Raw genomic sequence first — 25,932 nt, 5'->3', positions numbered from 1 at the left:
TTCGAACCTTCCCATAGCCTGCGCGTCAAATCGCTCGAATATGCGACAAAAGGGCCCACAATTATGCGTCGATGCTTGCCTGATTGGCTTCTGCATGTCAGGCTAATGCTGCGAATCGTGATACTCTCGGAACCAAGACTCAAGGCCAATGGCGGGAAGAAATCATAGTTCTACCTCCCGTAATGGGAACGGCGATCGAGTAACGCTCAAGCATCTCGCCAAACATCTGGATCTCTCGCCCACCACCATCTCCGTCGTGATCAGCGACTCTCCTCTGGCTGCCACCATTGCAGAAAAGACGAAGCAACGAATTTGGGAGGCGGTGCGGCAGTTCAATTACCGACCCAACGTCTTTGCCCGGTACTTGCATGGAAAACGCACTTACTGTGTCGCCGTGCTGGTCCCGGATATCGGCGACGAATTTTCGTCATCGCTGATTAGCGGCATTGAGAAACGTCTCGCACAACAGGGATACTTCTACTTCGTTGTCAGCCACCGCGGCGCACCGGAGCTGATTGAGAAATCGCCCGACACGCTGTTGGATCGCGGTGTCGAGGGCATGATCTTTATCAACACTCCACTCGGGCGGCGGCTACCTGTACCCGTGGTTGCGGTTTCTGACATCACGGAAGCTCCCGACGTGAGCAGTATCGTCATCGACAACGCTCGCGCCGCCCGTCTAGCTCTAAAGCATCTTCGCTCGTTGGGACATCGTACGATCGCATTCTTCCGTGGTCCTGAGGGCAACGGCGATACGGACGATCGCTGGGAGAGCGTGCAGAAAGCTGCCGCGGACCTCAAGATCCCGATCGCGCCGAGATTGACCCGCAGTCTTGGCAAGTATCCCGAGTGCAATAACACCACGATGGCCGATTTGGGATACCATGCAGCCAAAGAGCTGTTGAAGGCTTCACGCGATTTCACAGCGCTCGTTGCTTTCAATGATGGTTCAGCCATCGGAGCGATCCGGGCATTTCGCGATGCCGGCCTGAAGGTTCCCAAAGACGTGTCGGTGATCGGCTTCGATGATATCGACCAAGCCGCCTTCAACGTTCCCCGATTAACGACCATTCGCCAGCCGCTGATCCGGATGGGTGAGCTGGCGGCCAGCACGCTAATCAAGCGGATCGAAAATTCTGAAGAAAAGTCCCGTGAAATCCTGGTGGAACCTATGCTCGTCGTGCGTGAATCGACGCGCGCTTTGGCAGCCGGCGCAAAAAAGACGCCAATCAGTAACTCGCAAGGTCACAACGCCGTCGGCGAGTAGAATCCACACGTCGTCGCATCGCCGAGCCAGCTGCGATAAAAGAGAGATGGCTTCGCAAAAAACATTTGACAACAATACCCAGCCCATGCCAGAGTTTCCAGCCGAGAAAATCTAAATCGATTTAGATTTTGATCTGTAAGGTTTTAGTCGATATGTCGTAAGCACAAAATCTCCATTCCGGAGGCTGGCAATGAAGCTTTCGTCCACGCATGCCGAGAGACTTATTCAGGCCGCGACGTCCCGCCGCAGGCACCTTCTCCTCGCCCTCAGTGTGTTTCTGGGAATACTTGCAACTCAGGCCCTCGCGCAGGAAGCCACACTGGTTGGCACGGTCAGCGACAGCTCAGGCGCTGTCATCCCAAATGCCACGATCACAATCACGAATATGGCGACCGGGCAGGTTCGTAATCTTGCCACCAATGACGCCGGGCAGTATGTGGCAACCGCGCTTCCGATCGGCACGTATGATGTCAAGGTCCAGGCGGCCGGCTTCGGTCTGGCCGATACGACCGGCGTCGTTCTGAACGTAGGAGACCGCCGGCGCGTCGATTTCGGTCTGAAGGTTGGCACAACTCAGACCTCGATCACAGTCGAAGCGGCTTCCATTGCGGTCAAGACCGACAGCGGCGAAGTCAGTAGCGTGATCACTGGTGAGCAGATCACGCAGCTCGAGACCAACGGCCGCAGCCTCTACTCAATTGTCAATCTCACTCCGGGGGCGAGTAGCCTGCAGGGAGACTTTCAGGTTCCGACTCCGATGGGCGGCGACCAGAACGTTGCTTTCAACGGTCAACGTGTGGCCCATAATCTGTACATGATCGACGGCGCAGAAGCTGCAGATAGAGGTGGTTCCGGCGCGATTGTGATGCCTTCGATCGATGCCATTGCCGAGTTCCGGCAGTTGACGTCCAACTACAGCGCGGAATATGGGCTGTCATCTTCGGCAACCGTGACTTCAGCGCTCAAGTCCGGTACCAGGACCTTGCATGCCTCGGGCTGGTGGTTCGGGCGCAACGATGCATTCAACGCTCGAAACTTTTTCACTCCCAGATTTAACGCGAATGGTTCAGAAAACAAGATGCCGAAGCTGCGGTTTAACACTTACGGCTTCAACGTCGGTGGGCCAGTGAAGTTCAAGAGCGGCTCCGATCCCAAGACTTTCTTCTTCTACAACATGGAATGGCGCGATCTGATCCAGGGTGGAGCCCTGAGGACGAATGTCCCATTCCCCAGCACGTATGCCGGAAACATGAACGAAGCTCTCAACTTCGGCGGCGTTCTAAATACCGGCCAAACGAACCTGCACGTACCGAACTTCTCCACGCTTTCTTCCGCGCAGCAGGCGAAATTTACCGCTGCGCGTCTTAGTTCGGGCCAACCCTTTCCCAACAACACCATCGCCGCATCTCTGCTCGATGTCAATGCGCAGGCGTTGCTAAAAGCTGGAATATTCCCAGCTCCCACTTCGGGGCGGACATTCATTGGCGGCGCGGATTCGCCCACGAACGTGAAAGAGGAACTGGTCAGGATTGACCATACCTTCAACGAAAAGTTTTCCGTCTTCGGGCATTTCATTGCAGAACAGATTCTGCAGACCGATATTCCTACACGCTGGAGCGGTGGCGCGAACCTGCCTACTGTCTACGACACATTCGGCAATCCCTCGTACAGCGCGGTCGTTCATGCAACGAATATCATTAGCCCGACCTTACTCAACGAAGTAGCGTTCAACTATGGCGGCAATCGCATCAACATTCTTCCTGCCGGCAAGTACAAGTTGACCGATACGGGCTTCTCGCAGCATAAGCTGTTTGGCAGTACGACCGACGTCACTCCAATCATCAACCTGAACGCGGGTGGAAAGACAGGATCGCGTTACGACGCGAACTGGTGGCCATGGAGCAATGTTGCCGACAGCTATCAAATTCGCGATGACCTGTCCTGGACGAGGGGAACTCATCAGTGGAAGTTCGGCGGCGGATGGTTGAACTTCCGCAAGCTGCAACCATTGCAGACAACCACCCAGGGCAACTTCGGATTTAACGGGAATTTCACCGGCTACGATTTTGCCGATTTCCTGCTTGGCCTCTCCAGCGGCTACAGCGAAGCTGCCCTCAAAGACGACCGAAACTGGAACAGTGTTTCCTGGTTTGGATATGTTCAGGATAACTGGCGAGCCACCAGGCGTCTGACCCTCAACCTCGGCCTGCGTTGGGATGGAATTCCGCACACGGCGGAAATCAACGGCCAGATGTCGAACTTCTACCCGGATCTCTACAATCTCGCCAATGCGCCTCTGTTCGCGAACGCAAACGGCACACAGATTTGTTCTGGAGCTGGTATTCCGAATTCTTCATGCACAGCTGCGAGCCCTGCTCTGGCAACCGGTCCCAATCCCGCACTCAACGGGCTCTTGCAGTACGCAAATGGTCTTGGGGTGCCGGGCAAGACTCCGGGCGTAACCAATGGCCTAGTGGACAATCATTGGAACAACTGGGGACCGCGGCTGGGCTTTGCCTATGATTTGACTGGACATGGAACAACGGTGCTTCGTGGAGGGCTCGGCATCATGTTCGAACGAATCCAGGGCAATGACATGTACCAGGCTGGAGGCAATAATCTATTCGGTGGATCGGCTTCGCTAAGCAATGTCTCGCTTTCCGATCCGCATATCGGGGTAGATCAAACCAATGCCAATATCAGTACAGCGACGCTTCCGGTAACAGTCAACAATCTTCAGGAGCTCGACGCCAAGCACTACAAGAATCCAACCAGTTATCAATACAGTCTTGGCGTTCAACACCAGCTTGGACGGCAAACTGTACTGTCCACGTCCTATGTAGGAAACCAGAACCGGTACTTGAGCTTCCGCCAGGAACTCAACTTGCCAAATGCAAGCTTACTGCCTAGCTTTATCACTAATTCAACGGCAGCCTCGCAGTACAACCGGGTTGTTCCTTTTTTGGGCTACAAGAGCATCAACCTAAACCAAAACGGCGCGAACTCGAACTACAACTCACTTCAGGTAGAGCTGCGATCCAAGATACGTGACCTCTCGCTGCAGGGGGCGTACACGTGGTCTCGCGCTCTGGATCCTACCACCGGAACCGGCGGCGATGGTTTTGATCTCAACAACACATCGAATCCGTATCTCGGCTGGAAAAACGATTGGGGTCCATCGATCTTCGATCGTACGCATGTTGCCTTCGTCAACTTCATCTACAACGTTCCGTTCTTCCGCTCCAGTTCCAACGCGCTGCTGAAGAACACCGTCGGCGGATGGGAGTTGTCAGGAATCGTGACCATGGAATCGGGAGCGCCGCTTAACCTTGGAGTCAGCGGCAACAATGTCTGCCAGACGGTTCAGAACTGCGCTGTCCGGCCGAATCAGATTGGGTCAATCAGCTACCCGAAAACAGCCGCAACGCTGTCGAGTGGAAACAACACGATTCAGTGGTTCGATCCGTCAGCCTTTGCCATTAACCTCATACCGGGCAGCACAACCGCCATCTTCGGCAACATGCGAAAAAACGCGTTGCGCGGTCCCGGACGTGACAACTGGAATATGGCTCTCTTCAAGAACATCGCCTTCACTGAGCGTCTACATACCGAACTCCGTTTCGAGGCCTACAACATTTGGAACCACACCCAATTCCGTGGAGACGTAAACGGTGGAGGCGTCAACAGCGCAATCGGCGGTACTGATGTGGGCAAGATCACAAGCGCCTATGACGCCCGAACTCTTCAACTGGGAGCCAAGGTGATCTTCTAGCCTCTCTGTATAGAACCCTCGCACGCCCCGCCTGTTCGGCCACAGGCGGGGTTTTTCTTTGTGTTCATTCGGCAGAGACGCAGCACGCTGCATCGCTGTTTGTGGCGCAAAGGCTGGTTTGACTATCCAGCCCAAGAGTCGCGGAGCGACGGTATGAGAAAGCCCAGCACGAACTGCTGGGTCGAAAAGGAAAGATCGGAGTGCCGGAGGCACGGCATTGGTTTCGTCCCCAAACAGTGCCGCTTCCCAGGGCTCCCTATTTGCCAACGGCGTACCCAGGACGGTGTCCTCGGTTTCACATTGCCCGTCTCCAGCGCAGAGACATGGTATTGGTCCTGAGTCTGGCGGGCAGAGCTGTCCAAATTCGCGAACTAAAAAACGGAGATTGAGACAAGCCTGCGGCATGCTGTGTCTCTATCATTGTGAGAGACTCACCTATTCATCCGAGCATGAGATTCTTGGTATCCATATCATTCGTGCTTTTCTCGGCCCTGCTTGCGCATGCACAAGCCACTCCTTCCGAGGCCCTGATGTTGGAGCAGCAAGGAAGACTTCCCGAAGCCACCAAGGCGTGGCGCGCAGTAACGGAGCAGAATCCGCGTGACGCTGCAGCATTCGCCAGCCTAGGCGTGGTTTTATCGAAACAGAGCAAATACGAAGAGGCAGTTGGGGCCTATCGCAAAGCGCTCGCGCTCAATCCGAAGCTGGCCGGCATTCAACTCAATCTTGGATTGGCTCTTTTCAAGCTGGGCCGGTTCCAGGAAGCAATCGCGCCGTTTCGCTCGGCGCTGGCGGCCGATCCGAAAAATATGCAGGCAAGAACGCTGCTCGGAATGAGCTACTACGGAGCCAAGCAGTTTACGGCGGCTGTGAAGACTCTGGGAGTTGCTGCGAAGGCAGATCCGTCGAACATCGAGTTGCAGCAGACATTGGCGCAGAGCTGCTTGCAGACGAAGAATTATCCGTGCGCGATTGATACGTTCCATCACATTCTGCGGATAAACCCAGACTCAGCCGCCATTCACATGCTATTGGGCGAGGCCTTTGACGGCTCGGATCGCACAGTCGATGCAATTTCCGAGTTTCAGGCAGCAGCAACTGTCGGCCCGCGGGAGCCGAATGTCCATTTCGGACTTGGCTATCTTTATTTAAAAGCGAACCGGCTTGATGAAGCCAAGCAGGAATTCAACAACGAGCTGATCAATGACCCAACTCACGCCCAGGCAGTCGCTTACCTGGGCGATGTCGAGATGAGACATCAGAACGCCGAAGGCGCGATACTGCTCCTGAAAAAAGCGCTCCAGCTCAAGCCCGATCTCCGGCTCGCCTACATGGACCTGGCAGCGATCTACTCCCGGCAGAAGAACTACCCTGACGCAATCGCCGCACTTCAACGAGCCATGGAACTCGATCCATCCGAGCCCGACGCCCATTATCGACTAGCGCGTATCTACCAGGCACAAGGCAAGACGGCAGAGTCGAAGGCGGAGTTCGCCAAGGTAGAGCAGCACTATAAGAAAGAAGATGAGGACCTGGCGGCAAAGATGCCTTCCCTGCCACAGGCACGATGATAAAGAACGAAACGCGACGCTTTAAACCAGATGCCACCTAGTCAGAAATCGAAACAATTCATCGGCAAGCAAAAGAGGTAGGTGACTGTTCATGAATACGTGGCTATCGATACGAATAACGATCGCTGTGTTCTTTGTGATTTGGAGTAGGGTTGATGTTCTCTCCCGCTCCGGAGGGGCGCCTAATGATGGGCGCATTCTTAGCGGCACTCCGGTCTAGCAGTCCTCTGGTGGGCCGGGCTGATTCTTCGCCAGAGATAGTTATTCGGGCGCATCGTTGCCGGGACAAATTGGCCAGTTCTGGCTTTGTTCTTGTCCCACGGATATAGACTAGCGGCGCGCTTCATTCTCCTGGAAACACTGCGGTAAACTCAGCGCAAAATCCATAGGCTACAAGCGAGGTGCCCATAGTGGTGGACGACAACAATCACAATACCGAGATTTCCCGTCGCAGTTTTCTGGAACTTGGATCGGCTGCAGTGACTGGCGTGGCGGGGATTCTCGCAGCTACGGATGTTGCGTCAGGACAATCTGCTGCTCCAGCAGTAAAGACGGGCAGAACGAATCGAATTTCGGATCCCGGTCCAACCAACAAGTCGCTCGATGCGGCAAACGCGGATGTGAATGTTCCGCCAGTGACCGACGCTGGTGGCGTGCCGACCTTCAAATATCCATTCTCTCTTTCGAATCGCCGGGTATTTGAGGGAGGCTGGTCGCGCGAGGTCACAGTGCGAGAACTGCCAGTATCGAAGTCAATGGCGGGAGTCAACATGCGACTCACGGCTGGCGGCATCCGCGAGCTCCATTGGCACACCGCGGCTGAATGGGCCCTCATGCTGTACGGCAGCGCCAGAATCACGGCCGTTGATCACGATGGTCGAAGCTTTGTTCGCGACACGGGCGAAGCAGACCTCTGGTATTTTCCGCCGGGCATTCCTCACTCAATCCAGGGACTCGGACCTGATGGCGCAGAATTTCTGCTGGTGTTCGATGATGGCGACTTCTCGGAATATGGCACCGTGCTGCTGTCCGACATCGTGACCCACACGCCAAAGGAGGTCCTCGCAAAAAACTTCGGAATGTCGAAAGAATCAGTTGGCCAGATGTTCAACGGCGAGCTCTTTATCTTTCAGGCCGCAGTGCCAGATTCGCTGCAAGAGGATCAAAGGATCGCTGCGGGAAGACTCGGCGCCTCTCCTCATGACTTCTCGTTTCGAACGCGTCAGCAAACTCCAACTAAAAAGACCAGAGGCGGAGAAGTTCTCATCGTCGATTCCAGCACGTTCAAAGCATCAACGACGATTGCTGCCGCCATCGTGACCATCCATCCCGGCGGCATGCGGGAGCTCCATTGGCATCCGAACGCCGACGAATGGCAGTATTTCATCAGCGGCAGGGGCAGAATGACAGTACTTGCCACCGGACATCGCGCCCGCACAATGGATTTCGAAGGCGGCGATGTCGGCTATGTGCAAAACACGCTGCCCCACTACATTGAGAACACCGGCAATACCGATCTGCGTTTTCTTGAAATGTTTAAGGCAAGTAGGTATCAGGATCTATCGCTCTCCGAATGGCTGGCGCACACGCCTCCCGAGCTGGTAATGGCTCACCTGAACATTGATAAGACCGCTTATGAAGCGATTCCGAAGGAAAAGGCTGTAATTTTGCCGGAATAGAGATGGCTGTCGGGCACTCGGCTTTCGGCGTTCGGCCAGTTAAGAGTTCCGTTCAGGAAAGCTAAAGTTGGCCAGTTAAGGCTTCCATTTAGTTCACGAAAAAGTAAAGTGGCCGAGCGCTAATCGCCGAAAGCGGACAGCCATCTTTACGAGCCGAGCGGATTATAAAGAAAATGGAGGCGCGGGTCGGAATCGAACCGACGCATAAAGGTTTTGCAGACCTCTCCCTTACCACTTGGGTACCGCGCCCCGTGTCGCTGAATCGGCTTCAGACACCGAAAACCCTCGCCAACAGCGAGGGTCGACACTAGAACTTGACGAAATTGGAGCGGGAGACGGGATTTGAACCCGCGACTTCGACCTTGGCAAGGTCGCACTCTACCGCTGAGTTACTCCCGCTCGGAACTAGCTAAATTATAGCAAAGAAGATGGAAGCACTCATGGCGCAGAGCCGGTGATCGCGATGTATAGGCGGGGCCGTCGGCAATTCGCTTTCGGCGTTCTGCCGGGAGGCCGTTTTGGTCCGCTACACACAACCCTTACGGGCCGAACGCTGACAGCCGATAGCCGACAGCGTGTTTCGCTCGATCGCCCGATTGTCCTATGCCTCCACCTGCAGTGCCCCGATCAGCTCCTTCACATCTCTCACGCGATGTTCGAAGCACCAGCGATAGAGTTGATCGATGATGTGTTCTGTCGCGCACGGATCGAAGTAGCTTGCCGTCCCAACCTGAACTGCGGCAGCGCCTGCGAGCAGGAATTCAACGACGTCACTCCCGGTTGCGATCCCGCCCATGCCGATCACTGGGATGTTCACCGCTTTGGAGGCTTCATACACCATACGGAGCGCGATTGGCTTGATTGCGGGACCAGATAGGCCGGCGGTAAAGTTCGAGATTCGGGGCTTGCGCGTTTCGGGATCGATCGCGAGCGCGGTGAAAGTATTGATAAGCGAGAGCGCGTCGGCTCCGGCTTCTTCGGCTACTCGGGCCATGAGAGGAATGCTGGTCACATTGGGCGAAAGCTTTACGATCAGCGGACGCCGCGCCAGCCGTTTGCAGCTTGAAACTACTTCCTCCAACGCATGCGTATCGCTGCCGAAACTGATGCCGCCTTGCTTTGTGTTCGGGCAAGAGACGTTAAGTTCGTAAGCTGCAATGCTCTCGCTTTCGTTGAGAACGCGAATTACTGCTTCGTAGTCCTCCCGCGTATAGCCGAAGACGTTCGCGATCACTACGATGTTCTTCTTGCGTGCCAGAATGGGAAGTTTATCGCGAAGGAAAGCTACTGCTCCAATGTTCTGCAGGCCAATTGCGTTGAGCATGCCAGCGGCGGTTTCAAACATCCGGGGAGGCGGATTGCCGGCCATTGGGTCGCGTGATAGTCCTTTGACGACGAATCCACCGAGCTTGTCGAGCGCGACGATGTCTTCGAATTCAACGCCGTATCCGAACGTTCCGCTGGCCGCGATAATTGGATTTTTAAAGGTGATACCACAGAAAGTGATGCTCAGGTCGGGGCCGCTACGCGGCAGTGCGAGGGAGCTCATCCTACAGACGATTTAACCACGGAGGCACGAAGTCACGGAGAAAATCTGGTTCTGATTACGTGGTTCCGGCCGCCCTCCTCCGGTACACGGCTAAAGACATCTAGATGGTCGAGTGGAATAGGCAGCTCCCCCGGCAATCGTATCTGCGGAAGGCACGCTTGTGCTCCAATGCTTTCCTGGATATTTCAGCAGTGTACCGGCCGAGAGCGGCCCGGAACCATATCATCGCGACGTGCTCAGGGCCTCCGTGAGCACTCTACCAATCGAGTGCGTCGGCCGCTCGATGCCGAGCAGCGTGCTAAACGTCGAAACCATGTCCACTGGTTCCGCATGGGAACGATATGTTCCCGGCTTGAAGGGAGTGCCGTAGAACGCGAGTGGGACATGAGTGTCGTAGCTGTAAGGCGTAGAGTGGTCAGTCCCGGTGGCGTTGCCTACGACGAAGGGCGGCAGCTCGCCTAATACATACCACCCGCCGTATTCTGCGCGACTGTGCAGGTACTGCTTCCCATAAGAGGTCTGAGGGACCGCGCCCTCCGTGAGCTGCGTCCGTGTATAAACGGCCGGCAAGGAGCCGAGCTGCTTGAAAACCTCGCCCACTGTTTGCTCGGCTTGCGCTTCATTGATCTTTAGAGCGTCGAAATCGTCTTTGCAAAGATAAGCAATCGGCCAGCTTATTGATGCTACGAAGTCCGGCGTGTTCTCGCGATGCCAGAGCTTGGCGTCTTCAGGTCGCAAACAGCGTGGTCCGCCTGTGGCTTGAGGAAACCGCTCTGCCAGTTTCAAATTAATTTCCTGAGCCATGCCGGCTGAGTTCAGCCGTGCTGCCGGAACATGCATTGTCTGTGCGCTTTCCACAAGCGGCGCGATGCCATGATCAGCGGAGAGAGCGATCCAAACGTTTTCGAGGCCTACCTGCTGCTTGAGAAACGCGAAGAACTCAGCCAGTTCGCGATCAAGCGCCAGAGCCATCGCTTCCATTTTGGGACTGTCAGGTCCTACGCGATGTCCAAGGATATCGTTTGCCGACAAACTGACGCTCAAGAAATCCGTCGTCGATCCACTGCCCAGCTTTTCCTGCCGGATAAGTTCTTTGGCGAAGTCGAACTCATAATCGTTGGCAAACGGAGTCTTGCCCACCAGATCGTAAAATCCGAGTCGTTGTCCGGCAGCGTTCATGGCGGGCGCAGTGCTGTCGAGAACCGAACCATCTGCTCCCTTCCACTCTTTATCTAAATATTTTTTGGTTGGGCCGCTCGCTTCGAATGCCACAATCCACGGTGGCAGAGACTTCATGTAGTAGCTCGAACTCACCCAAGCGCCATCTTCGTGATCAATCCAATAGGCGGCGCTGCCGGAGTAGCCGGCAGGAAGAACAGCGGCGCGGTCTTTGAGCGAAATTCCGAAGACACGCGACTTCCCAGCAGTGGCGAGTCGCAGCTCGTCGCCGATTGTGTCGGCAAGCAAATTATGCGGCGAGACTCCGGTCTCGTTTGATCCACCGGGCTTAAGCGTCTGGTAACGACTGTCTTCGACCGAGGTTACGACTTTGCGCAGCGCCGGATCCCACCACTCGTTCCCGCCAATGCCATGTCCATCCGAGTACGCTCCGGTAAACAAGGTTGCATGTCCAGGAGCGGTGTGGGTATTTGCGTAGTCATAGTGGCAGTCAGTGAAATTGGCGCCGTGATCCATCAGCAGGCGGAAGCCGCCTTCGCCAAAGCGATTGTAGTAGCGTTCGAGATAGTCGCCGCGGAATTGATCGATGATGATTATTACGATCAGTTTGGGACGATTCTGATAGGCGGAGCCAAAGGCGGGAGCGATTAGGAAGAAGCTGAGAGCCAGGAAAAGACGAGATCGAGATTTCATTGCGAGCGAATTGTAAATTAAGAATCGGGTGATCGGGCACCCGATGGCCCGATCACCCGAGTCCCCAGTCCTCCTGACCAAACTTGATACATTAGTGCTCCTATGCTCGATCTCAATTATGTCCGCGAGCACTTGCCCGAAGTGGAGGAGAAGCTCCGCCAGCGCGGTTTGAATCCCGAAGAACTGCTAGGAGGATTTCGCGATCTCGATGCGCGACGGCGCCAGGCGATTACGGCTGCGGAAACTCTCAAAGCCGAGCGCAATAAGAAGTCGGAAGAAGTTGGACGTCGCAAGCGTGCAGGCGAGGATGCCACCGCGTTAATGGAAGAGACCAAGTCTTTGCGCGAACAAGGCGAGCGCCAGGAGAGAGTGGCAGCGCAACTGGAAGAAGAGCTGCGCGGGGTGATGGCGCAGATCCCCAACCTGCCCCACTCCAGCGTTCCGATTGGGCGGAGCGAACATGACAATGTCGAGGTACAGCGGTGGGGGACTCCGCCGCAGTTCAGCTTTCAGCCGAAACCACACTGGGAATTGGGGGAGCAACTCGGAGTGCTCGATCTTGAGCGTGCTACCAAACTCTCAGGCGCGCGCTTCGCCGTCTACTGGAATTTAGGTGCGAAACTCGAGCGAGCCCTCGCGAACTTCATGCTTGATCTTCATACGGAACAGCATGGCTACACCGAGGTGCTGCCTCCCTACGCGGTAAATTCGGCCTCCATGTACGGCACCGGAAATTTGCCGAAGTTTGCCGGCGACCTGTTCAAGCTTCAGGAACATGACTTGTGGCTGATTCCGACTGCTGAAGTTCCCCTGACGAATCTCTATCGCGACGAGACTTTGGAAGAAGATGGTCTTCCCATTTCGGTAACCGCTTACACGCCCTGTTTCCGCAGCGAAGCTGGATCCTATGGCAAAGATGTTCGCGGCATCATCCGCCAGCACCAGTTCCAGAAGGTCGAGCTAGTAAAGTTTACGCACCCCGACCGTTCGTACGACGATCACGAGAAGTTGACTCGCGATGCTGAGGTCGTGCTGCAGCGGCTCGGATTACATTACCGTGTCGTGACGCTTTGCACCGGCGATATGGGATTCGGTTCGGCTAAGACCTACGACATCGAAGTCTGGCTGCCAGGCCAAAATTTGTTCCGCGAGATCTCTTCCTGCTCGAACTTCGAGGCATTCCAGGCCCGTCGGGCAAACATTCGCTTTCGGCCGGCCGGTAAAAAGAAAAGCGAATTCGTCCACACCATTAACGGCAGTGGGCTGGCGGTAGGCCGCACCTGGCTAGCGATTCTTGAGAATTTCCAGCAAGCAGACGGCAGCGTTGTGATTCCAGAAGCGCTGCGGCCCTATATGGGAACAGAAAGAATCGTCGCGTGTAGGAAATGAAATGCGCGAATGGCATCCACAGCCGAAGCCGCCGCGCCACAAATGCTTGCTTGGAAAGTCTATTGATTCACGGAGCGCCGCAGAACAGGTTCTGAAGCTGTCTCCCTTTGCGCCCGTTGCTTCATCAGCGTCTTTAGCTTGTCGGGAAGATTGATCAGATCGCTGCCTTTTATGAAAAGTGCATCTGCTCCGGAAGGTTTCCATTCAGCAGGTGAGATTGGATGCGCGGTGAGGATTGCGATCGCAGGCCGGGATTGAAGCTTGCGAGCCGCTCGAATCACATCGAAGCCTGCCGTCGGAGTCTCCATTCGGATGTCGGTAAGAACGACTTCGAAGCTGTCTTGAGCAAGGAGCGTAGTCGCTAGTTTGGCGGAAGTAGCAGTTTCAACATGGAACGCGGCGAGTTCCAGAACGGTTCTGAGAAGCCCCAAAATTGAAGATTCGTCGTCGACTACAAGGGCACGAAACATCAGTGTATGAGCAGACTCCCGTTCTTCGCTCCCGCCTCTTCGGCGTAGCTCGCGCGTCCCGAAATGGCATCGGCCGTCGCTTCTTTGAGGGCGACGTTAATGCGCTCTACGGCTTCATTAGCGAGCTGAGAGGCGTCTTTGTCCCCGGACTTCTGCACTGCGAGGCACAGCGGAAATACCGCATTTCTTACGTGGTGGTTCAATTCTGAAACGATAGCGGCGCGCGACATGGCGCTGGCGAAATGGACTTCTTCCTGCCGTAGCTGGATCGCCAGGCAAACGATCATCGTGCTCAGCGCCGCTACCAGGTCTGCAAGAAAGATGTGCGTTATCAGCTCACGTTCATGAGGAACGATCGCCCAGTGGATGGCTCCTACAGCTGCACCTACTAACACTCCGCAGCAGATCGAGACGAGGATCTTGCCGCCATTCTTGCGTTTCACAATTCGATTCTGCTTTCCCGGCCAGAGGAAAATCAGAAAAACTTTCAATCGCTAGACGAAGAGACCGGGCTCCAAGACAAGGCTGGGCCGGGAACTAAGGGTCCCAGTTTAGCACGCGAAACTGGGCCAATGACATGGAAAATCCAGAGTAGAAGGAGCGAAGCAGATATCTGCAGCACTGCTCATTCCTCGGCCCGCGCTGCTGGATTTAAAGGTTTGGCCGAGTGGCTTTGAGCGATTAGCTCGAGCACGAGAGTCTGAGAGTTCTGCCGGATTGCCAGCCTCAGCTACCCGGTTCTACACTAATCCATAGAGGAAACATCTCCTGACTCCCGGTCAGACCATCAAGAGCTACATTCTGTGGACACACCCGCGCGGCGGATTTCACTACGACGTGATGGTCACTGTCATCCTCGCCTTCATCTTTCTTACCCCGCACAGTATCTTCAAGGACAGCCCCAACTATCTGCGCCTGCATCCCAACGAGATTGTTGTTCGCTCCACCGGCCCTGATGCTTTTGTCTATGAGTTAAACGCGTCGGGCGTCGCTGCCAGCGAATCCGATGCGCAAAAGGCGCTTCAGGAAACCCTGACGCCGATTGCCGGAAACATTGAGATCACGCGCTACGAGGCCTTGCGCGACAATTCGGGAAAGGTCACCGGTTATCGGGTCTGGGCACGCCGCCTGTAAACTCCGAATCGAACAGAGCTTCTTCGGGTTAGACCTTTAAGAGGAGAGTCATGCGCATCGTGCGTCATCCCGTTCATACTCATCTTTGCTGCACAGCACTGGCGCACCTACGCGAAATCCTGCTTGCGGGCACTCTGATGCTTGCGATTCTTTCGTGTCTCCCTGCTTTCGCACAAACGAGGAGCGCCGGAGCGGCTGACCATAATTCTCGACTTGAAACTGTGCTAAAGCAGATGGATACGGCGTCGGGACAGTTCCGTAATGCAGAGGCGGACTTTGTTTGGGATCAATACCAGAAAGTCGTGAACGAGACCGATACCCAGAAAGGGAAAGTCTATTATCGGCGCACCGGCAAAGGCGACACACAAATGATGGCCAACATTCAGTCGCCGGAACAGAAGTATGTACTTTACGCCGACGGCAAGGTTCGGCTCTATCAGCCAAGGATCCAGCAGATAAACGAATACGACGCGGGCAAGAATCGCGACCAGTTTCAAAGCTTCCTAGTACTCGGCTTTGGAGGAGGCGGACACGACCTGCTCAAGCAATTCGACGTGAAGTTCGGCGGTGACGAAGATGTGGATGGCGTGAAAACCGCCAAGCTGGAGCTGGCCCCGAAAGCGCCGAACGTCAAAAATATGTTCAGCCAGATCGTCATCTGGATTGACGCGCCGCGCGGCATCTCATTGAAACAGCAGTTCTTGGAGCCTTCTGGCGACTATCGCATTGCGCACTACACCAATATCAAGCTGAACGGCAAAGTTCCTGACGATGCTTTCAAGTTGCATACTTCTGGAAGCGTCAAGACAGTTAAAGGAAAGTAAACAGTCACACAAATCTCAATTGGAGGTTGGTCCTCCGGACTGCAGTATTCACTGCGCGTTGTTTTAATGAGCGTTACCTGACAGTTACTTCACAAAAAGTCTCTTTCATCCGAGTAGATGCCCACCTATACTGGGCAACGGAAGATGGAGTTTTTGACTCCTAACACTCTCATCATCCACTCCCGCATATTTGAGGAATCGAGCTTGGCCAGACTATTTACCCTCCCCGTAGTCCCCGACCCGAAGCGGCGCCGCACTCCGCGCATCAGTGATAGACGCTACATTCAGGGCCAGAAATTGCTCGTCGAAGCCATGAAATATCTGGTGCAGACCGGTGCCGACGCCAATCGGGATGCCATCGGCCTGCTCTCCGAGCATTTCCGAACGCAATTCCGCATGTCGGATCGGCCAGTCGCGGATTAAGACTGCTGGAACGACCTAACCAACGTTAATCAGTCTTTCTTGCCAAGCCGACCCCCGCCAACATCAGCAAAGCCGGAAAGCACTCCAGCGTGTACCGCGGTTCAGGATTAGGAAGTGTCGCCAGCAGCGCTGAGCGGCACACGATCAAGATCCATAACATTCCGCAGCCCGGCAGTTTGCGCCGCACTGACATCAACGCGGCGACGATGTAGAAGACGTCCAGCAACGCGAGTGCCACCGATATCGCTGATTCCTGCGGAACATCCTCCCAGTTCCACCAATCAAGCTGCAGATTCAGCATCTCTGTCCGCGGACGCAGCCACATATCCGCCAATCTTGCCAGCGGCAGCGCTACGTAATATCGCAAGGGACGCTCACGAATACGCGTATCTGCAAGCTCGGCAAAAGCTCGATCCATTTCGGGACTCAGTGTCAAAGCCTCATTGTATTGAGCGAAAAGCTGCTCCGTACGCTGCTTTTGCGCTGGATTATCGTAGGTTCGAGCAGGGATATTGCTGATATCAACCGCTTCTCCCGGACCTTCCGCCGACACATTCCAGTACACATTCATGACGGATATGAAGTCGACGATCCAGGTTTTCGTCCAGCGATTGAATCCTTTGGGCACGTATTCGCCCGGCATTTCCGCGTAAAAGGGCGCTAATGGCTCGATTTGCTGTAATGTGCGCCAATTTCGCAGCGTCCAAGGCAACAATGGAAGCAAAGAAACGACTCCCAGCAGCACGCCAACCCACACAAATTCCATTTCCCGCGCCGAAATTGCCGTCCAAAGAAGGTACAAAGCGATTGCTAGGAGCAGTAGCCCGCCATCTGGACGCAGATAAATACTCACTGCAATTCCCAATCCGGAAAGGATCCAGTCGGCAACCGCGAACGAATGCGCGACGTCCCAGGACGGCGCAGCGCGCATTTTCTGCACTGCACGCAGCGCAAAAAACAGCGCAAACGCCGCAGAAAAGATCGCTAAGGTCTCTACTAGAGGCGTAGCGGCGTAATTTGCGGTAAATGGACACAGCGCCGCCAGCGCAAAAGCGACTTTTCCCGCGCGCTCAGACCACAATCTGCGCGCTCCTGCCGCAATCAAAAAGCACGTAAAGAGGTCGATTCCGACCTGCACCCGCACTACTGCGCCGTAGTGTTCAACTCCAAATAAGCGGAAAATCGCCGCCAAAAACGCTGGATATCCCGGCATTCGGATATCCACCGGCACCACTTGCCCGCTGTCCGTGACGCCATAAACGCCATGTAGAAGCCAGTTTTTGGCCAAATCGCCATACACTAATGAGTCGCCCTGGAAGAGAAAATGCCAGTGAAGGAAGTATCCGCGCAGCGCTAAACCCAGCAGAATAAGGACTAAAAAGTACCGTTTGTTGCGCGAAAACAAGCTGCTAAGCTCCTAAGCCTCTAAGCTGCTAAGCTTTAAACAGCGAAATTGACATCTTCCAGGCGCACTTTTCGTGACATAAACAACGCTTAGAAGCTGAAAAGCTTAGCAGCTCGGGCGCTAATTCCGCATGGCCAAGCCGGTTTTTTACGACCCACAACTCAAGCGATGGCGTAATCTGCGCCTGCTTTTGCGCCTTTCCGGGCTCGTAATAACGCTTGTCGCCGCCGTTTTTATGTACACAGCGCTGCGTTCTGAAGCCTTACCGCAGACGATTTGGCCGGAAATCAAGCGCGCTTATAAGCCTGTGCGCGACACTAAAAAGCATGCTGGAGCCGCTCACGGATCGCATCGCAAGACCAAAAAGCCGCCTTCCCAGGTTCCATTAAACGAAGATGAAGGCTTACGCGCAGCCTTTTACGTCACCTGGGACAAAGGTAGTTACTCTTCACTGAAGGAATATCTTCGTCAAATCGACCTTTTATACCCCGAATGGCTGCACGTTTTGACGCCCGACGGACGCATGCAAGGCTCCGACGCGCTCACAAACGAGATGTTCGACGTCGTTAGCGGCACTTCAATTCACCAGGTTGACGACCAGGTGATGCCGCTAATTCGCCAAACCAAGGCGGACGTCGAGGTCTTTCCGCTGGTCAATAACTTTGATCCCGTTTCGGGAAAATGGCTTCACAACGTCGGAGACTTCTTCGATAACGCCGATGGACGCGCAAATTTCCGCCATCAACTGCTCACTTTTCTCTCTTCCGACGCCAAGTTCAAGGGCGTTTCCGTCGACTTTGAGGACTTTCCCCGCACCGCTCAGCCCGGCTTCAACGCGCTAATTGGCGAGATGGCCGCCGACCTCCACTCCCGCGGACTGAAGATGTACATCAACGTCCCCGCCGATGACGACGACTTCAACTACAAGTACCTCGCCGACAACTCCGATGGCCTCATCCTTATGAATTACGACGAGCACCAGTCGGAGAGCAAAGCCGGACCGGTCGCCAGTCACAGCTTCTTTGTCGGCAACATTCAGAAGGCGCTGAAAGTTATTCCCAAAGACAAACTCATCGTTGCCATCGGAAATTACGGATACGAGTGGGGCAACAAGCCGGTCGAGTGTCCTGAAGGCACTCACTCCAACGTCTGCAACCTCTCCGTGCAGGATGCGTGGATTCGTTCCGCCGAATCCGAAACGCCTATCGATCTCGATTCCGATTCACTGAATCCCCACTTCGCGTATGACGAAGATGACGGCACCACGCATCAGATCTGGTTTCTCGACGCTGTCACCGCGTTGAATCAAATGCGCGCCGCGCGCAATCTCGGCATCCGGACATTTGCGCTGTGGCGCCTCGGCTCCGAAGATCGTTCACTTTGGGAGATCTGGGACAAGCCTCGCGCCTCCGATCCCGCAACCAAACTCGCCGAAGTTCCCCCTGGTCCGGATGTTTCCATCGAAGGACAGGGCGAGATCCTGCGCATCATGCAGCGTCCCTCGCCGGGCAAGCGCGTGGTGACGGTCGATCCCGATACGGAACTCGTCACCGACGAGCACTTCACCAGGCTGCCGAATCCCTATCAACTCGAAGCTTACGGTTATAAAGAGAAGAAGATCGCGATCACCTTTGACGATGGTCCCGACGCAACCTACACCCCGCAGATACTCGACATACTCAGGCGCAAGCACGCGCCCGCCACATTCTTCCTCATCGGCATTCCCTCCGAGAACGATCCCGGATTGGTAAAGCGCATCAACGACGAGGGCCACGAGATCGGCAACCACACGCTCACGCATCCCAACATCAGCGAAATCTCCACGTGGCGTTTCGAAAAGGAAATCAACGTTACCGAGCGCTTATTCGCTGCGAAGCTCGGCGTAAAGCCGATCTTCTTCCGCCCGCCCTACTCGATCGACCAGGAGCCCGACACCGCCGACGAAGTCAAGCCGCTCGAGCTCACCCAGGACATGGGATACATCACCGTGGGCGACAAGATCGACCCCAGCGACTGGTCGCTAAGCCCGCGTTACAGCGCAGCCGAGATCGCCGAAAACGTCTTCAAAGATCTCGACAAGGGCAACATCATTCTTCTTCACGACGGCGGCGGAGACCGCTCGCAGACCGTGAGAGCCCTCCCGCTGATCATCGACGGCATCCGCGCCCGCGGCTACGAGATCGTTCCCGTTTCGAAACTCATCGACCAGACCCGCGCCCAGGTGATGCCGCCGCTCACCACGCCGCGCGAAGTGTGGGCAGCGCGCGTCGATAACCTGGCCTTCTGGATGTTCAGCATCGTCCTCATCGGCGTGCAGATGATCTTCTTCCTCGGCGACATCCTCATGACCGGACGCCTCCTTATTATTGGCGCGCTCGCCACCATCGACCGCATTCGGGGCTCGTCGTCGCAAAACCTCGATCCCGCCTTCAGGCCGGCGGTCGCAGTGTTGATCCCCGCGTATAACGAAGAAAAAGTCATCGAGCGCACGATTCGCTCGGTGCTGGCGTCGAGCTATCGCAACCTGCGCGTGATCGTCATTGACGACGGCTCGAAGGATCGGACGCTCGAGATCGCCACCAGCAAGTTCCAAAATGAAATTAGCGCCGGGAAAGTAGTAGTTCTCACCAAGCCCAATTCCGGCAAAGCTGAAGCCCTGAACTACGGCCTCGAGCAGGTGACCGAAGATTTCTACATCGGCATCGACGCCGATACGGTAATCGCCCGCGAAGCCATCGCCCGCCTGATTCCGCATTTTGCCGATCGCAGCATCGGCGCCGTAGCCGGCAATGCCAAAGTGGGAAATCGCGTGAATATCTGGACGCGCTGGCAGGCTCTCGAGTACATCACCAGCCAGAACTTCGAGCGCCGCGCGCTCGACCTGCTCGGCGCCGTCACGGTCGTCCCCGGCGCACTGGGCGCATGGCGCACCGAGATCGTGAAGAAAGCCGGCGGCTATCACGCCATCACCGTAGCCGAAGACGCCGATCTCACAATGAATATCCTGCGCAGCGGCTACCGCGTCATCTACGAAGACCGCGCGCTAGCCTACACCGAAGCCCCGGTAAGCGCCCGCGGCCTGATGCGCCAACGCTTCCGCTGGTCGTTCGGCATTCTCCAGGCCGTCTGGAAAAACCGTGGAGCTTTGCTCCGCCGCGGCGCGCTAGGCTGGTTCGCGCTCCCCAACATCGTCATCTTCCAGATCATGCTTCCACTGGTCTCGCCGCTGATCGATGTAATGTTCATCGTAAGCGCAGTCTGGTATCTGATCGATCGCCACTTCCATCCCTACGCCGCCAATCCCGCAACCTTCCAGAAGCTGGTGATCTATTTCGTCAGCTTCCTGATCATCGATTTCCTCGCGTCATCACTAGCCTTCGCCCTGGAACGCCGCGATCCACGCCAGCACGAAGATTATTGGCTCCTCGCCGACATCTGGATCCAGCGCTTCACCTACCGCCAGGTGTTCTCAGTGGTGCTGTTCAAGACCATCAAGCGCGCGATCGATGGCCGCGCGTTTTCCTGGGAAAAGCTGGAGCGGACGGCGGCCCTGTCTCATGGAGGCGATTGAGTACTTCAAAACCAGGAGCGAACACGAAGCTCACGAAGGAAACAGATGAGGTCACGAAGCTTTCTTTGTGGCCTTTTCTTTTGACTTCGTGACGTTCGTGTTCGCCTCGTTCAGCGGGGGTTGACCTACATCAGCGCCACGCCGGCAGCCCGCGCGGAACGTCGAAGGGGCTCGTCGAGAGTGGCCAGGGGAAGGTCTTGGCGAAGTGCGAGTTCCAAGTATGCAGCGTTGTATGCCGTAAGCTGGTGCTGCCGTGCGACAGAGAGAACTTCGCTGAAGGCATGCCCCAGCGGCATCGCGTCGAGTGAGATCGGAAGTCCCGACACGCGACGAAGAAATGCCGTAGCCTGCGCCACCGTAAGCCGCTTCTTGCGTTCGGCGCTCAATATGGCATTCGACACCTCAAGCGGCCAAAGCGCCGGGACCATCACCGTCGTTCCGTTTGCCAGCAGGTCAAGAATTCCGTCGGTAAAGGAGGTAGCCTCGTCTGCAAAACACCAAGCGACGGCGACCGACGCGTCAAGCACCAGCCTCTTGGTGTGCCTAATGTCGTCGCCCCTCCCTGACTAAATCCCGGATCTGTATTTTTCCCAGCGTCACGCCTTTTCTGAGCGCGCGGATGTCACGCACGATGTCGCGCGGATCTTGCGCCTCCTCAGAACCGGCAGGAACAAGCTTCGCCACCGGAACGCCGCGGAGAGTGATCTGAATCGTCTCCCCTTTTGCAACTTTCTTGAGAAGAGCATTCAGCTTTGTTTTTGCCTCAAAGGCGCCTACGGTAGTCATTGTGCTTTCTTTTCCATAGACCAGTTTATCAACTAGTTGATGGCGAAATCAATGTCGGCATCTGCGTTAGAACGCCGCGATCCGCGACAGCACGAAGATTATTGGCTCCTGGCGGATATGTGGATCCAGCGCTTCACGTACCGCCAGGTGCTCTCAGCGGTGCTATTCAAGACCATCAAGCGCGCGATCGATGGCCGCGCGTTTTCCTGAGAAAAGCTGGAGCGGACGGCGGCGCTGTCTCATGGGGGAGATTGAGTACTTCAAAACCAGGAGCGAACACGAAGGTCACGAAGGAAACAGATGAGGTCACGAAGCTTTCTTTGTGACCTTTTCTTTTGACTTCGTGACCTTCGCGTTCGCCTTTCTTCCGTTCAATTTGGTCTTGCAAAAATCTCGCACTCATGGCATCTTGAATTATCTTCTTACGAAAGGACGCCCGAATTGGCGGATTTCACAATTAAAACGCTAAGCGGGCAACCGTTACCAGAACGTTGGCGCGGTTGCTATAGGGCGTCGCTTCGGTCGTACTAGCCGATTCCTCGGCGCTCCCGCAAAACAAAATACATAGCTGGGTGGCGTAAGCCGCGGTTCCTTCGACTGTTAATCGACATACCGCTGCTGCTCATTCCCCCAGCGTAGCTCACACGGTCAGTGGTGATTGGGCACGGATACTTCTCAGGTGAAACAGCCTTCGGGCTGTGAGGTTCAAATCCTCATGGGCGCAAGCCCTGCCGTGGCCGCTTGTTCCCTGACCAGAATGTGCATTAGGGAGGGGCACCGGCTTCAGCCGTGCCGTAATGGGAACGGCTGGATTAATCGGCTTTTAGCCGCTGAGGTTAGCCCTCCGGTTGGTTCAGAGTTGGTGAGCAACCGCAGCGACTAAAGCCGGAAGTCTTGTTTGCTGATTGCCGGCACGGCTAAGCCGATGCTCCTCCCTACGTCAAATCCGGGCAGATTCCGGTTAGAAAACGAACGTTATGTTGGACTTCTTGAATCACATTTTGAGCGGCCAAAACCAGTTTGCCTCCGGCGGATTGCTGCTGATGATCGTCGGCGGTCTCGGCGTGTACTTGCGCGCCTTACCGTTGCGGTTTTGGTCGTGGTTCGTCGACCAGACAGTGATGATGATCACGGTGAAAGACGATGACCTGGCATTCGTGTGGGTAAAGGAATGGTTCCTGGAGCAGAAATTCCTGAAGCGAATTCGCCGCGTCGATCTCGATACGACTCTGCGCGGCGAGGAACTGGCGCTGATTCCCGCTCCGGGGAGGCATTGGTTTTGGCATGCGGGCCGGCCGTTCTGCGTGTGGTTTCTTCGAAGCGAGGAAGCGCAAGGCCGGGGCATGCGACGTATTGAGTCGCTTACGTTTCGAACCATCGGCAGGGACCAGAAGTTCCTGAAGCTGTTCGTCGAGGAGGTCGTGGCTTGCCACAAGAAGAAGCTGAAGACGGCTTCGCTGCTTTATGTGTACGACGATGGCTGGACCTACGTTCAGGCTTACACTCCGCGTTCGCTGGATTCGGTGATCCTGAAGCCGGGCGAGAAAGAGCATCTGATTTGGGATCTCGAGAAATTTAGAGCGTCCCGACAGCGATACCGCCGGCTCGGAGTGCCATACCACCGTGGATATCTGTTGTACGGTCCTCCCGGAACGGGAAAGACATCGTTGCTCTCGGGCTTGGCGGCAAAGTTTGGCATGTCGATCTATGCCGTCAACTTGATCGAGTTCAACGATCGCACCCTCAAGAACGCAATGAACGACGTGCCCGAGAACTCAATGATTCTGTTCGAGGACATCGATTGCATGAAGGCAGGAAATCGCAGACCGGAGGCAGAGGAATGGAGCAGAAAGCAGGAGGCGGCGACCGGCAATCAGAAGACCGATTCCACGGAACGCTTCAGTGTCACCCTTTCGGGGCTGCTCAATGTACTCGACGGTTTTCACGCTCCCGAAAATGTGGTGTTCGTGATGACCACCAACAAAGTAGAGGAGCTCGACCCGGCGCTGCTGCGTCCCGGGCGCATCGATTACAAGCTGTTCATGGGAGAGGCTGCGGAGTCACAGAAGATCGAGCTCTATCGCAGGTTTTTCCCGGATGCGATGGAGATCGAAGGACGAGAGTTCGCGGAAGCACACTTCGCAGCGACGATGGCAGAGTTTCAAGGTCTGCTCCTGGCTTTGGAGCAAGGAGAAGAACGGTTCGATCAGATCGAAACGCAGCACGAAATTGTGGCCTAGAGTTTCCTCCCGGTTCAGCGAGGATACGTCGCGTGGATATCCATCGCACGCGGTGTGACGATCAAACCAGCGCATAGCGCGGAATTCTCGTAGCCCAGCGGCGTAAGCCCTGGGTAAGCAATTGTTTCAAAAAGTGAGCGCCGTAGGCGCGGCACAGGGGTAGGTCGTTAGAGATAGTGGAATTTGTTTTTGGATGCGCGCTGGCGTCGTCGCACGATCCAACGCTCTGGATCGGGAGACGCGCACGAGAGTTTCGCCGGTGGTGTAGATGAGGGTTACATCGTAATCCGACGATGCGGGTTCGACTCCCGTCGCGGCTTTCGCCGCGTCGTCTAACTGGACAGGATATCGGATCAAAAATACCGTCATCGCCTTGTTCCCCGGCGACTAAATGCTGCAAGCGATTGTGCCGCGCCTACAGCGCTCAATTCGTTTTTTCGCACACCCAGGGCTTATGCCGCTGGGCTACGAGAATTCCGCGCTGCGCGCTCGCATCGTCGTGTACTCCGCCGCTCTGGATGTAGATGAAGGACCCGCTGGTGCGGCACTGCGGTGCTTGAATCGATGCGGACAATGAAAGGAGAACCACAATGGCACGACTCAACGTGTTTAAACTCAACTTTGGACGTCGCACGCATGAAGGTGCTCCGGCGCGGCAGGTTTCTACGGAGCTGCAGTTGCGGCGCTCGGTGCTGGCTTGCCTGCTTTGGGAAAGCCAGTTCTACGAGGACGGAGTCGAGATCGCCGGCCGCATCGCCGAACTCGTGCCGAAGGTTGCGGTTGAGAAGGTCGCGGGGTTGGCGGTAGAGGCGCGCGAGCAGATGAAGCTGCGCCATGTGCCATTGCTGCTTGTCCGCGAGATGGCTCGCCACAAGACGCATCGCGCTCTGGTTTCGGAGACGCTCGCTCGCGTCATCCAGCGCGCCGACGAACTCGCCGAGTTCGTTGCCATTTACTGGAAGGACGGCAAGGCGCCGCTCTCCGGCCAGGTGAAGAAGGGACTGGCGGCGGCCTTCCCGAAGTTTGATGAGTACCAGCTCGCCAAGTACGATCGCGGCGGGCCGATCAAGTTGCGGGACGTGCTCTTCCTCTCGCACGCGAAGCCTCGCGACGAGGCGCAGGCGGAAGTCTGGAAGAAGCTGATCGCGGGAAGCCTGACTACACCCGACACGTGGGAGGTCGCACTCTCGTCTGGCGCCGACAAGCGCGAAGCGTGGGAGCGTCTGCTGCGTGAGCGAAAGCTCGGTGGACTCGCGTTGCTGCGCAACCTGCGGAACGTTCGCGAGGTTGGAGTCGACGAGGCGCTAGTGGTATCGGCGATTCGCTCGATGAACACGGCGCGAGTGCTTCCGTTCCGCTTCCTGGCTGCGGCGCGTTATGCGCCAAAGTGGGAAGAGGCGCTCGAGCAGGCGATGCTCAAGTGCGTGGCCGAAACCGAGAAGTTGCCGGGCAAGACGATTATCCTGGTGGATGTCTCCGGCTCGATGACCGCTCCACTGTCGCGGCGCTCCGAGATGCAGCGCACCGACGCTGCCTACGGTCTTGCAGTGCTGTTGCGCGAGATCGCAGAGAAGGTCGGCGTGTACAGCTTCTCGGACGGGCTGGAAGAGGTACCGGCGCGTCGTGGATTCGCTTTGCGCGACGCCATCGACAAGTCTCAGGCACACAGCAGCACGCGACTGGGCAAGGCAGTAGAACTCCTCAATCACCTTGAGGACTACGACCGCCTGATCGTGATCACCGACGAGCAGGCGCACGACACCGTTCCCGCGCCGCGCGGCAAGGGCTACGTAATCAACGTGGCCAGCTACAAGAACGGCGTGGGCTACGGCAAGTGGACGCACATCGATGGCTGGTCAGAGTCGGTCATCGAGTACATCCGAGCGATGGAGCAAACGAAGTGGGTGAACTAGGCTGGCAGGGCGAGTGTCCAAACCCGCCCTGCGGCCCCGAACCTCATTTGAGCCAGTTGGCATCGAG

Annotated in this window: 20 protein-coding genes and 2 tRNA genes; 12 read left to right on the top strand and 10 right to left on the bottom strand. The window is 56.0% G+C overall.

Going from position 1 to position 25,932, the window contains the following annotated elements:
- Positions 1–148: 148 nt before the first annotated feature.
- The 4 genes from DMG62_16135 to DMG62_16120 all read left to right on the top strand — a co-directional run bounded on the left by DMG62_16135 (position 149) and on the right by DMG62_16120 (position 8,289).
- The gene (locus DMG62_16135) at positions 149–1,267 is read left to right on the top strand and encodes a LacI family transcriptional regulator (GenBank protein ID PYY21927.1); all 1,119 of its coding nucleotides are present in this window, start codon (positions 149–151) and stop codon (positions 1,265–1,267) included.
- 190 nt (positions 1,268–1,457) lie between these two features.
- Positions 1,458–5,039 carry a hypothetical protein gene (locus DMG62_16130; protein ID PYY21926.1) on the top strand — a complete coding sequence of 1,194 codons (3,582 nt, stop codon included), beginning with the start codon at positions 1,458–1,460 and terminating at the stop codon, positions 5,037–5,039.
- Between the two features lie 449 nt (positions 5,040–5,488).
- The gene (locus tag DMG62_16125; GenBank protein ID PYY21925.1) at positions 5,489–6,610 is read left to right on the top strand and encodes a hypothetical protein; all 1,122 of its coding nucleotides are present in this window, start codon (positions 5,489–5,491) and stop codon (positions 6,608–6,610) included.
- A gap of 413 nt (positions 6,611–7,023) precedes the next feature.
- Positions 7,024–8,289, top strand: coding sequence for a cupin (locus DMG62_16120; protein ID PYY21947.1), 1,266 nt, complete (start codon positions 7,024–7,026; stop codon positions 8,287–8,289).
- Positions 8,290–8,463: 174 nt separating this feature from the next.
- On the opposite strand, the gene DMG62_16115 is transcribed toward DMG62_16120, so the two are convergent.
- From DMG62_16115 to DMG62_16100, 4 genes are all read right to left on the bottom strand, one after another.
- Positions 8,464–8,538, bottom strand: a tRNA-Cys gene (locus DMG62_16115).
- Between the two features lie 75 nt (positions 8,539–8,613).
- Positions 8,614–8,688: transfer RNA gene (locus DMG62_16110), tRNA-Gly, on the bottom strand.
- A 202-nt stretch (positions 8,689–8,890) separates the two neighbouring features.
- Positions 8,891–9,838 (bottom strand): dihydroorotate dehydrogenase, encoded by a 948-nt coding sequence (locus tag DMG62_16105; GenBank protein PYY21924.1) that lies wholly within the window; start codon positions 9,836–9,838, stop codon positions 8,891–8,893.
- 222 nt (positions 9,839–10,060) lie between these two features.
- Entirely contained in the window at positions 10,061–11,710 is a 1,650-nt protein-coding gene (locus DMG62_16100; GenBank protein PYY21923.1) for a phosphodiesterase, read from the bottom strand.
- A gap of 102 nt (positions 11,711–11,812) precedes the next feature.
- On the opposite strand from DMG62_16100, the gene DMG62_16095 reads away from it, so the two are divergent.
- On the top strand, positions 11,813–13,099 hold the full coding sequence (locus DMG62_16095) for a serine--tRNA ligase (GenBank protein ID PYY21922.1): 1,287 nt from the start codon (positions 11,813–11,815) through the stop codon (positions 13,097–13,099).
- 59 nt (positions 13,100–13,158) lie between these two features.
- On the opposite strand, the gene DMG62_16090 is transcribed toward DMG62_16095, so the two are convergent.
- Both DMG62_16090 and DMG62_16085 read right to left on the bottom strand, forming a co-directional pair.
- Complete coding sequence (locus DMG62_16090) at positions 13,159–13,569, bottom strand: response regulator (GenBank protein PYY21921.1); 411 nt, start codon at positions 13,567–13,569, stop codon at positions 13,159–13,161.
- Positions 13,569–14,060, bottom strand: a complete 492-nt coding sequence (locus DMG62_16085) for a hypothetical protein (protein PYY21920.1) — start codon at positions 14,058–14,060, stop codon at positions 13,569–13,571. Before DMG62_16085 ends, DMG62_16090 begins: the two co-directional genes overlap by 1 nt.
- A gap of 349 nt (positions 14,061–14,409) precedes the next feature.
- On the opposite strand from DMG62_16085, the gene DMG62_16080 reads away from it, so the two are divergent.
- The 3 genes from DMG62_16080 to DMG62_16070 all read left to right on the top strand — a co-directional run bounded on the left by DMG62_16080 (position 14,410) and on the right by DMG62_16070 (position 15,950).
- Positions 14,410–14,703: a hypothetical protein gene (locus DMG62_16080; GenBank protein ID PYY21919.1), complete on the top strand. Its 294-nt coding sequence runs from the start codon at positions 14,410–14,412 to the stop codon at positions 14,701–14,703.
- A 233-nt stretch (positions 14,704–14,936) separates the two neighbouring features.
- A complete protein-coding gene (locus DMG62_16075; protein ID PYY21946.1) occupies positions 14,937–15,527 on the top strand; it encodes an outer membrane lipoprotein-sorting protein in 591 nt (196 codons plus the stop codon).
- A gap of 144 nt (positions 15,528–15,671) precedes the next feature.
- Positions 15,672–15,950 carry a hypothetical protein gene (locus DMG62_16070; GenBank protein PYY21918.1) on the top strand — a complete coding sequence of 93 codons (279 nt, stop codon included), beginning with the start codon at positions 15,672–15,674 and terminating at the stop codon, positions 15,948–15,950.
- 25 nt (positions 15,951–15,975) lie between these two features.
- Here DMG62_16070 and DMG62_16065 read toward each other — a convergent pair whose 3' ends face one another.
- Complete coding sequence (locus DMG62_16065; protein ID PYY21917.1) at positions 15,976–17,355, bottom strand: hypothetical protein; 1,380 nt, start codon at positions 17,353–17,355, stop codon at positions 15,976–15,978.
- 130 nt (positions 17,356–17,485) lie between these two features.
- Between DMG62_16065 and DMG62_16060 the strand changes: the two genes are divergently transcribed.
- The gene (locus tag DMG62_16060; GenBank protein ID PYY21916.1) at positions 17,486–20,926 is read left to right on the top strand and encodes a polysaccharide deacetylase; all 3,441 of its coding nucleotides are present in this window, start codon (positions 17,486–17,488) and stop codon (positions 20,924–20,926) included.
- 125 nt (positions 20,927–21,051) lie between these two features.
- Here the strand turns inward: DMG62_16060 and DMG62_16055 are convergent, their stop codons facing one another.
- Both DMG62_16055 and DMG62_16050 read right to left on the bottom strand, forming a co-directional pair.
- Positions 21,052–21,474, bottom strand: coding sequence for a VapC toxin family PIN domain ribonuclease (locus DMG62_16055; protein ID PYY21915.1), 423 nt, complete (start codon positions 21,472–21,474; stop codon positions 21,052–21,054).
- Positions 21,470–21,712 carry a type II toxin-antitoxin system prevent-host-death family antitoxin gene (locus DMG62_16050; protein ID PYY21914.1) on the bottom strand — a complete coding sequence of 81 codons (243 nt, stop codon included), beginning with the start codon at positions 21,710–21,712 and terminating at the stop codon, positions 21,470–21,472. The genes DMG62_16055 and DMG62_16050 overlap by 5 nt, the downstream gene beginning before the upstream one ends.
- 977 nt (positions 21,713–22,689) lie before the next feature.
- Here DMG62_16050 and DMG62_16045 point away from each other — a divergent pair.
- Positions 22,690–23,952, top strand: a complete 1,263-nt coding sequence (locus tag DMG62_16045; GenBank protein PYY21913.1) for an AAA family ATPase — start codon at positions 22,690–22,692, stop codon at positions 23,950–23,952.
- A 126-nt stretch (positions 23,953–24,078) separates the two neighbouring features.
- Here the strand turns inward: DMG62_16045 and DMG62_16040 are convergent, their stop codons facing one another.
- Positions 24,079–24,321, bottom strand: a complete 243-nt coding sequence (locus DMG62_16040; GenBank protein PYY21912.1) for a hypothetical protein — start codon at positions 24,319–24,321, stop codon at positions 24,079–24,081.
- A 22-nt stretch (positions 24,322–24,343) separates the two neighbouring features.
- Between DMG62_16040 and DMG62_16035 the strand changes: the two genes are divergently transcribed.
- Together DMG62_16035 and DMG62_16030 are read left to right on the top strand one after the other, a co-directional pair.
- Positions 24,344–24,529 (top strand): hypothetical protein, encoded by a 186-nt coding sequence (locus DMG62_16035; GenBank protein ID PYY21911.1) that lies wholly within the window; start codon positions 24,344–24,346, stop codon positions 24,527–24,529.
- 13 nt (positions 24,530–24,542) lie between these two features.
- Complete coding sequence (locus DMG62_16030) at positions 24,543–25,865, top strand: TROVE domain-containing protein (protein ID PYY21910.1); 1,323 nt, start codon at positions 24,543–24,545, stop codon at positions 25,863–25,865.
- The last annotated feature ends 67 nt before the right edge of the window (positions 25,866–25,932 follow it).

Source organism: Acidobacteriota bacterium (genome assembly GCA_003225175.1).
Taxonomy (GTDB): domain Bacteria; phylum Acidobacteriota; class Terriglobia; order Terriglobales; family Acidobacteriaceae; genus Gp1-AA112.
The sequence above is the reverse complement of the archived record's forward strand: the minus strand, read 5'-3'. Positions and strand labels throughout refer to the sequence as shown.

Coding starts and splice junctions, on each gene's coding strand:
- DMG62_16135 (PYY21927.1), top strand. CDS start 149: ATGGCGGGAAGAAATCATAGTTCTACCTCCCGTAATGGGAACGGCGAT.
- DMG62_16130 (PYY21926.1), top strand. CDS start 1,458: ATGAAGCTTTCGTCCACGCATGCCGAGAGACTTATTCAGGCCGCGACG.
- DMG62_16125 (PYY21925.1), top strand. CDS start 5,489: ATGAGATTCTTGGTATCCATATCATTCGTGCTTTTCTCGGCCCTGCTT.
- DMG62_16105 (PYY21924.1), bottom strand. CDS start 9,838: ATGAGCTCCCTCGCACTGCCGCGTAGCGGCCCCGACCTGAGCATCACT.
- DMG62_16100 (PYY21923.1), bottom strand. CDS start 11,710: ATGAAATCTCGATCTCGTCTTTTCCTGGCTCTCAGCTTCTTCCTAATC.
- DMG62_16095 (PYY21922.1), top strand. CDS start 11,813: ATGCTCGATCTCAATTATGTCCGCGAGCACTTGCCCGAAGTGGAGGAG.
- DMG62_16090 (PYY21921.1), bottom strand. CDS start 13,569: ATGTTTCGTGCCCTTGTAGTCGACGACGAATCTTCAATTTTGGGGCTT.
- DMG62_16080 (PYY21919.1), top strand. CDS start 14,410: ATGGTCACTGTCATCCTCGCCTTCATCTTTCTTACCCCGCACAGTATC.
- DMG62_16075 (PYY21946.1), top strand. CDS start 14,937: ATGGATACGGCGTCGGGACAGTTCCGTAATGCAGAGGCGGACTTTGTT.
- DMG62_16070 (PYY21918.1), top strand. CDS start 15,672: ATGGAGTTTTTGACTCCTAACACTCTCATCATCCACTCCCGCATATTT.
- DMG62_16060 (PYY21916.1), top strand. CDS start 17,486: ATGGCCAAGCCGGTTTTTTACGACCCACAACTCAAGCGATGGCGTAAT.
- DMG62_16050 (PYY21914.1), bottom strand. CDS start 21,712: ATGACTACCGTAGGCGCCTTTGAGGCAAAAACAAAGCTGAATGCTCTT.
- DMG62_16045 (PYY21913.1), top strand. CDS start 22,690: ATGTTGGACTTCTTGAATCACATTTTGAGCGGCCAAAACCAGTTTGCC.
- DMG62_16040 (PYY21912.1), bottom strand. CDS start 24,321: ATGACGGTATTTTTGATCCGATATCCTGTCCAGTTAGACGACGCGGCG.
- DMG62_16035 (PYY21911.1), top strand. CDS start 24,344: ATGCTGCAAGCGATTGTGCCGCGCCTACAGCGCTCAATTCGTTTTTTC.
- DMG62_16030 (PYY21910.1), top strand. CDS start 24,543: ATGGCACGACTCAACGTGTTTAAACTCAACTTTGGACGTCGCACGCAT.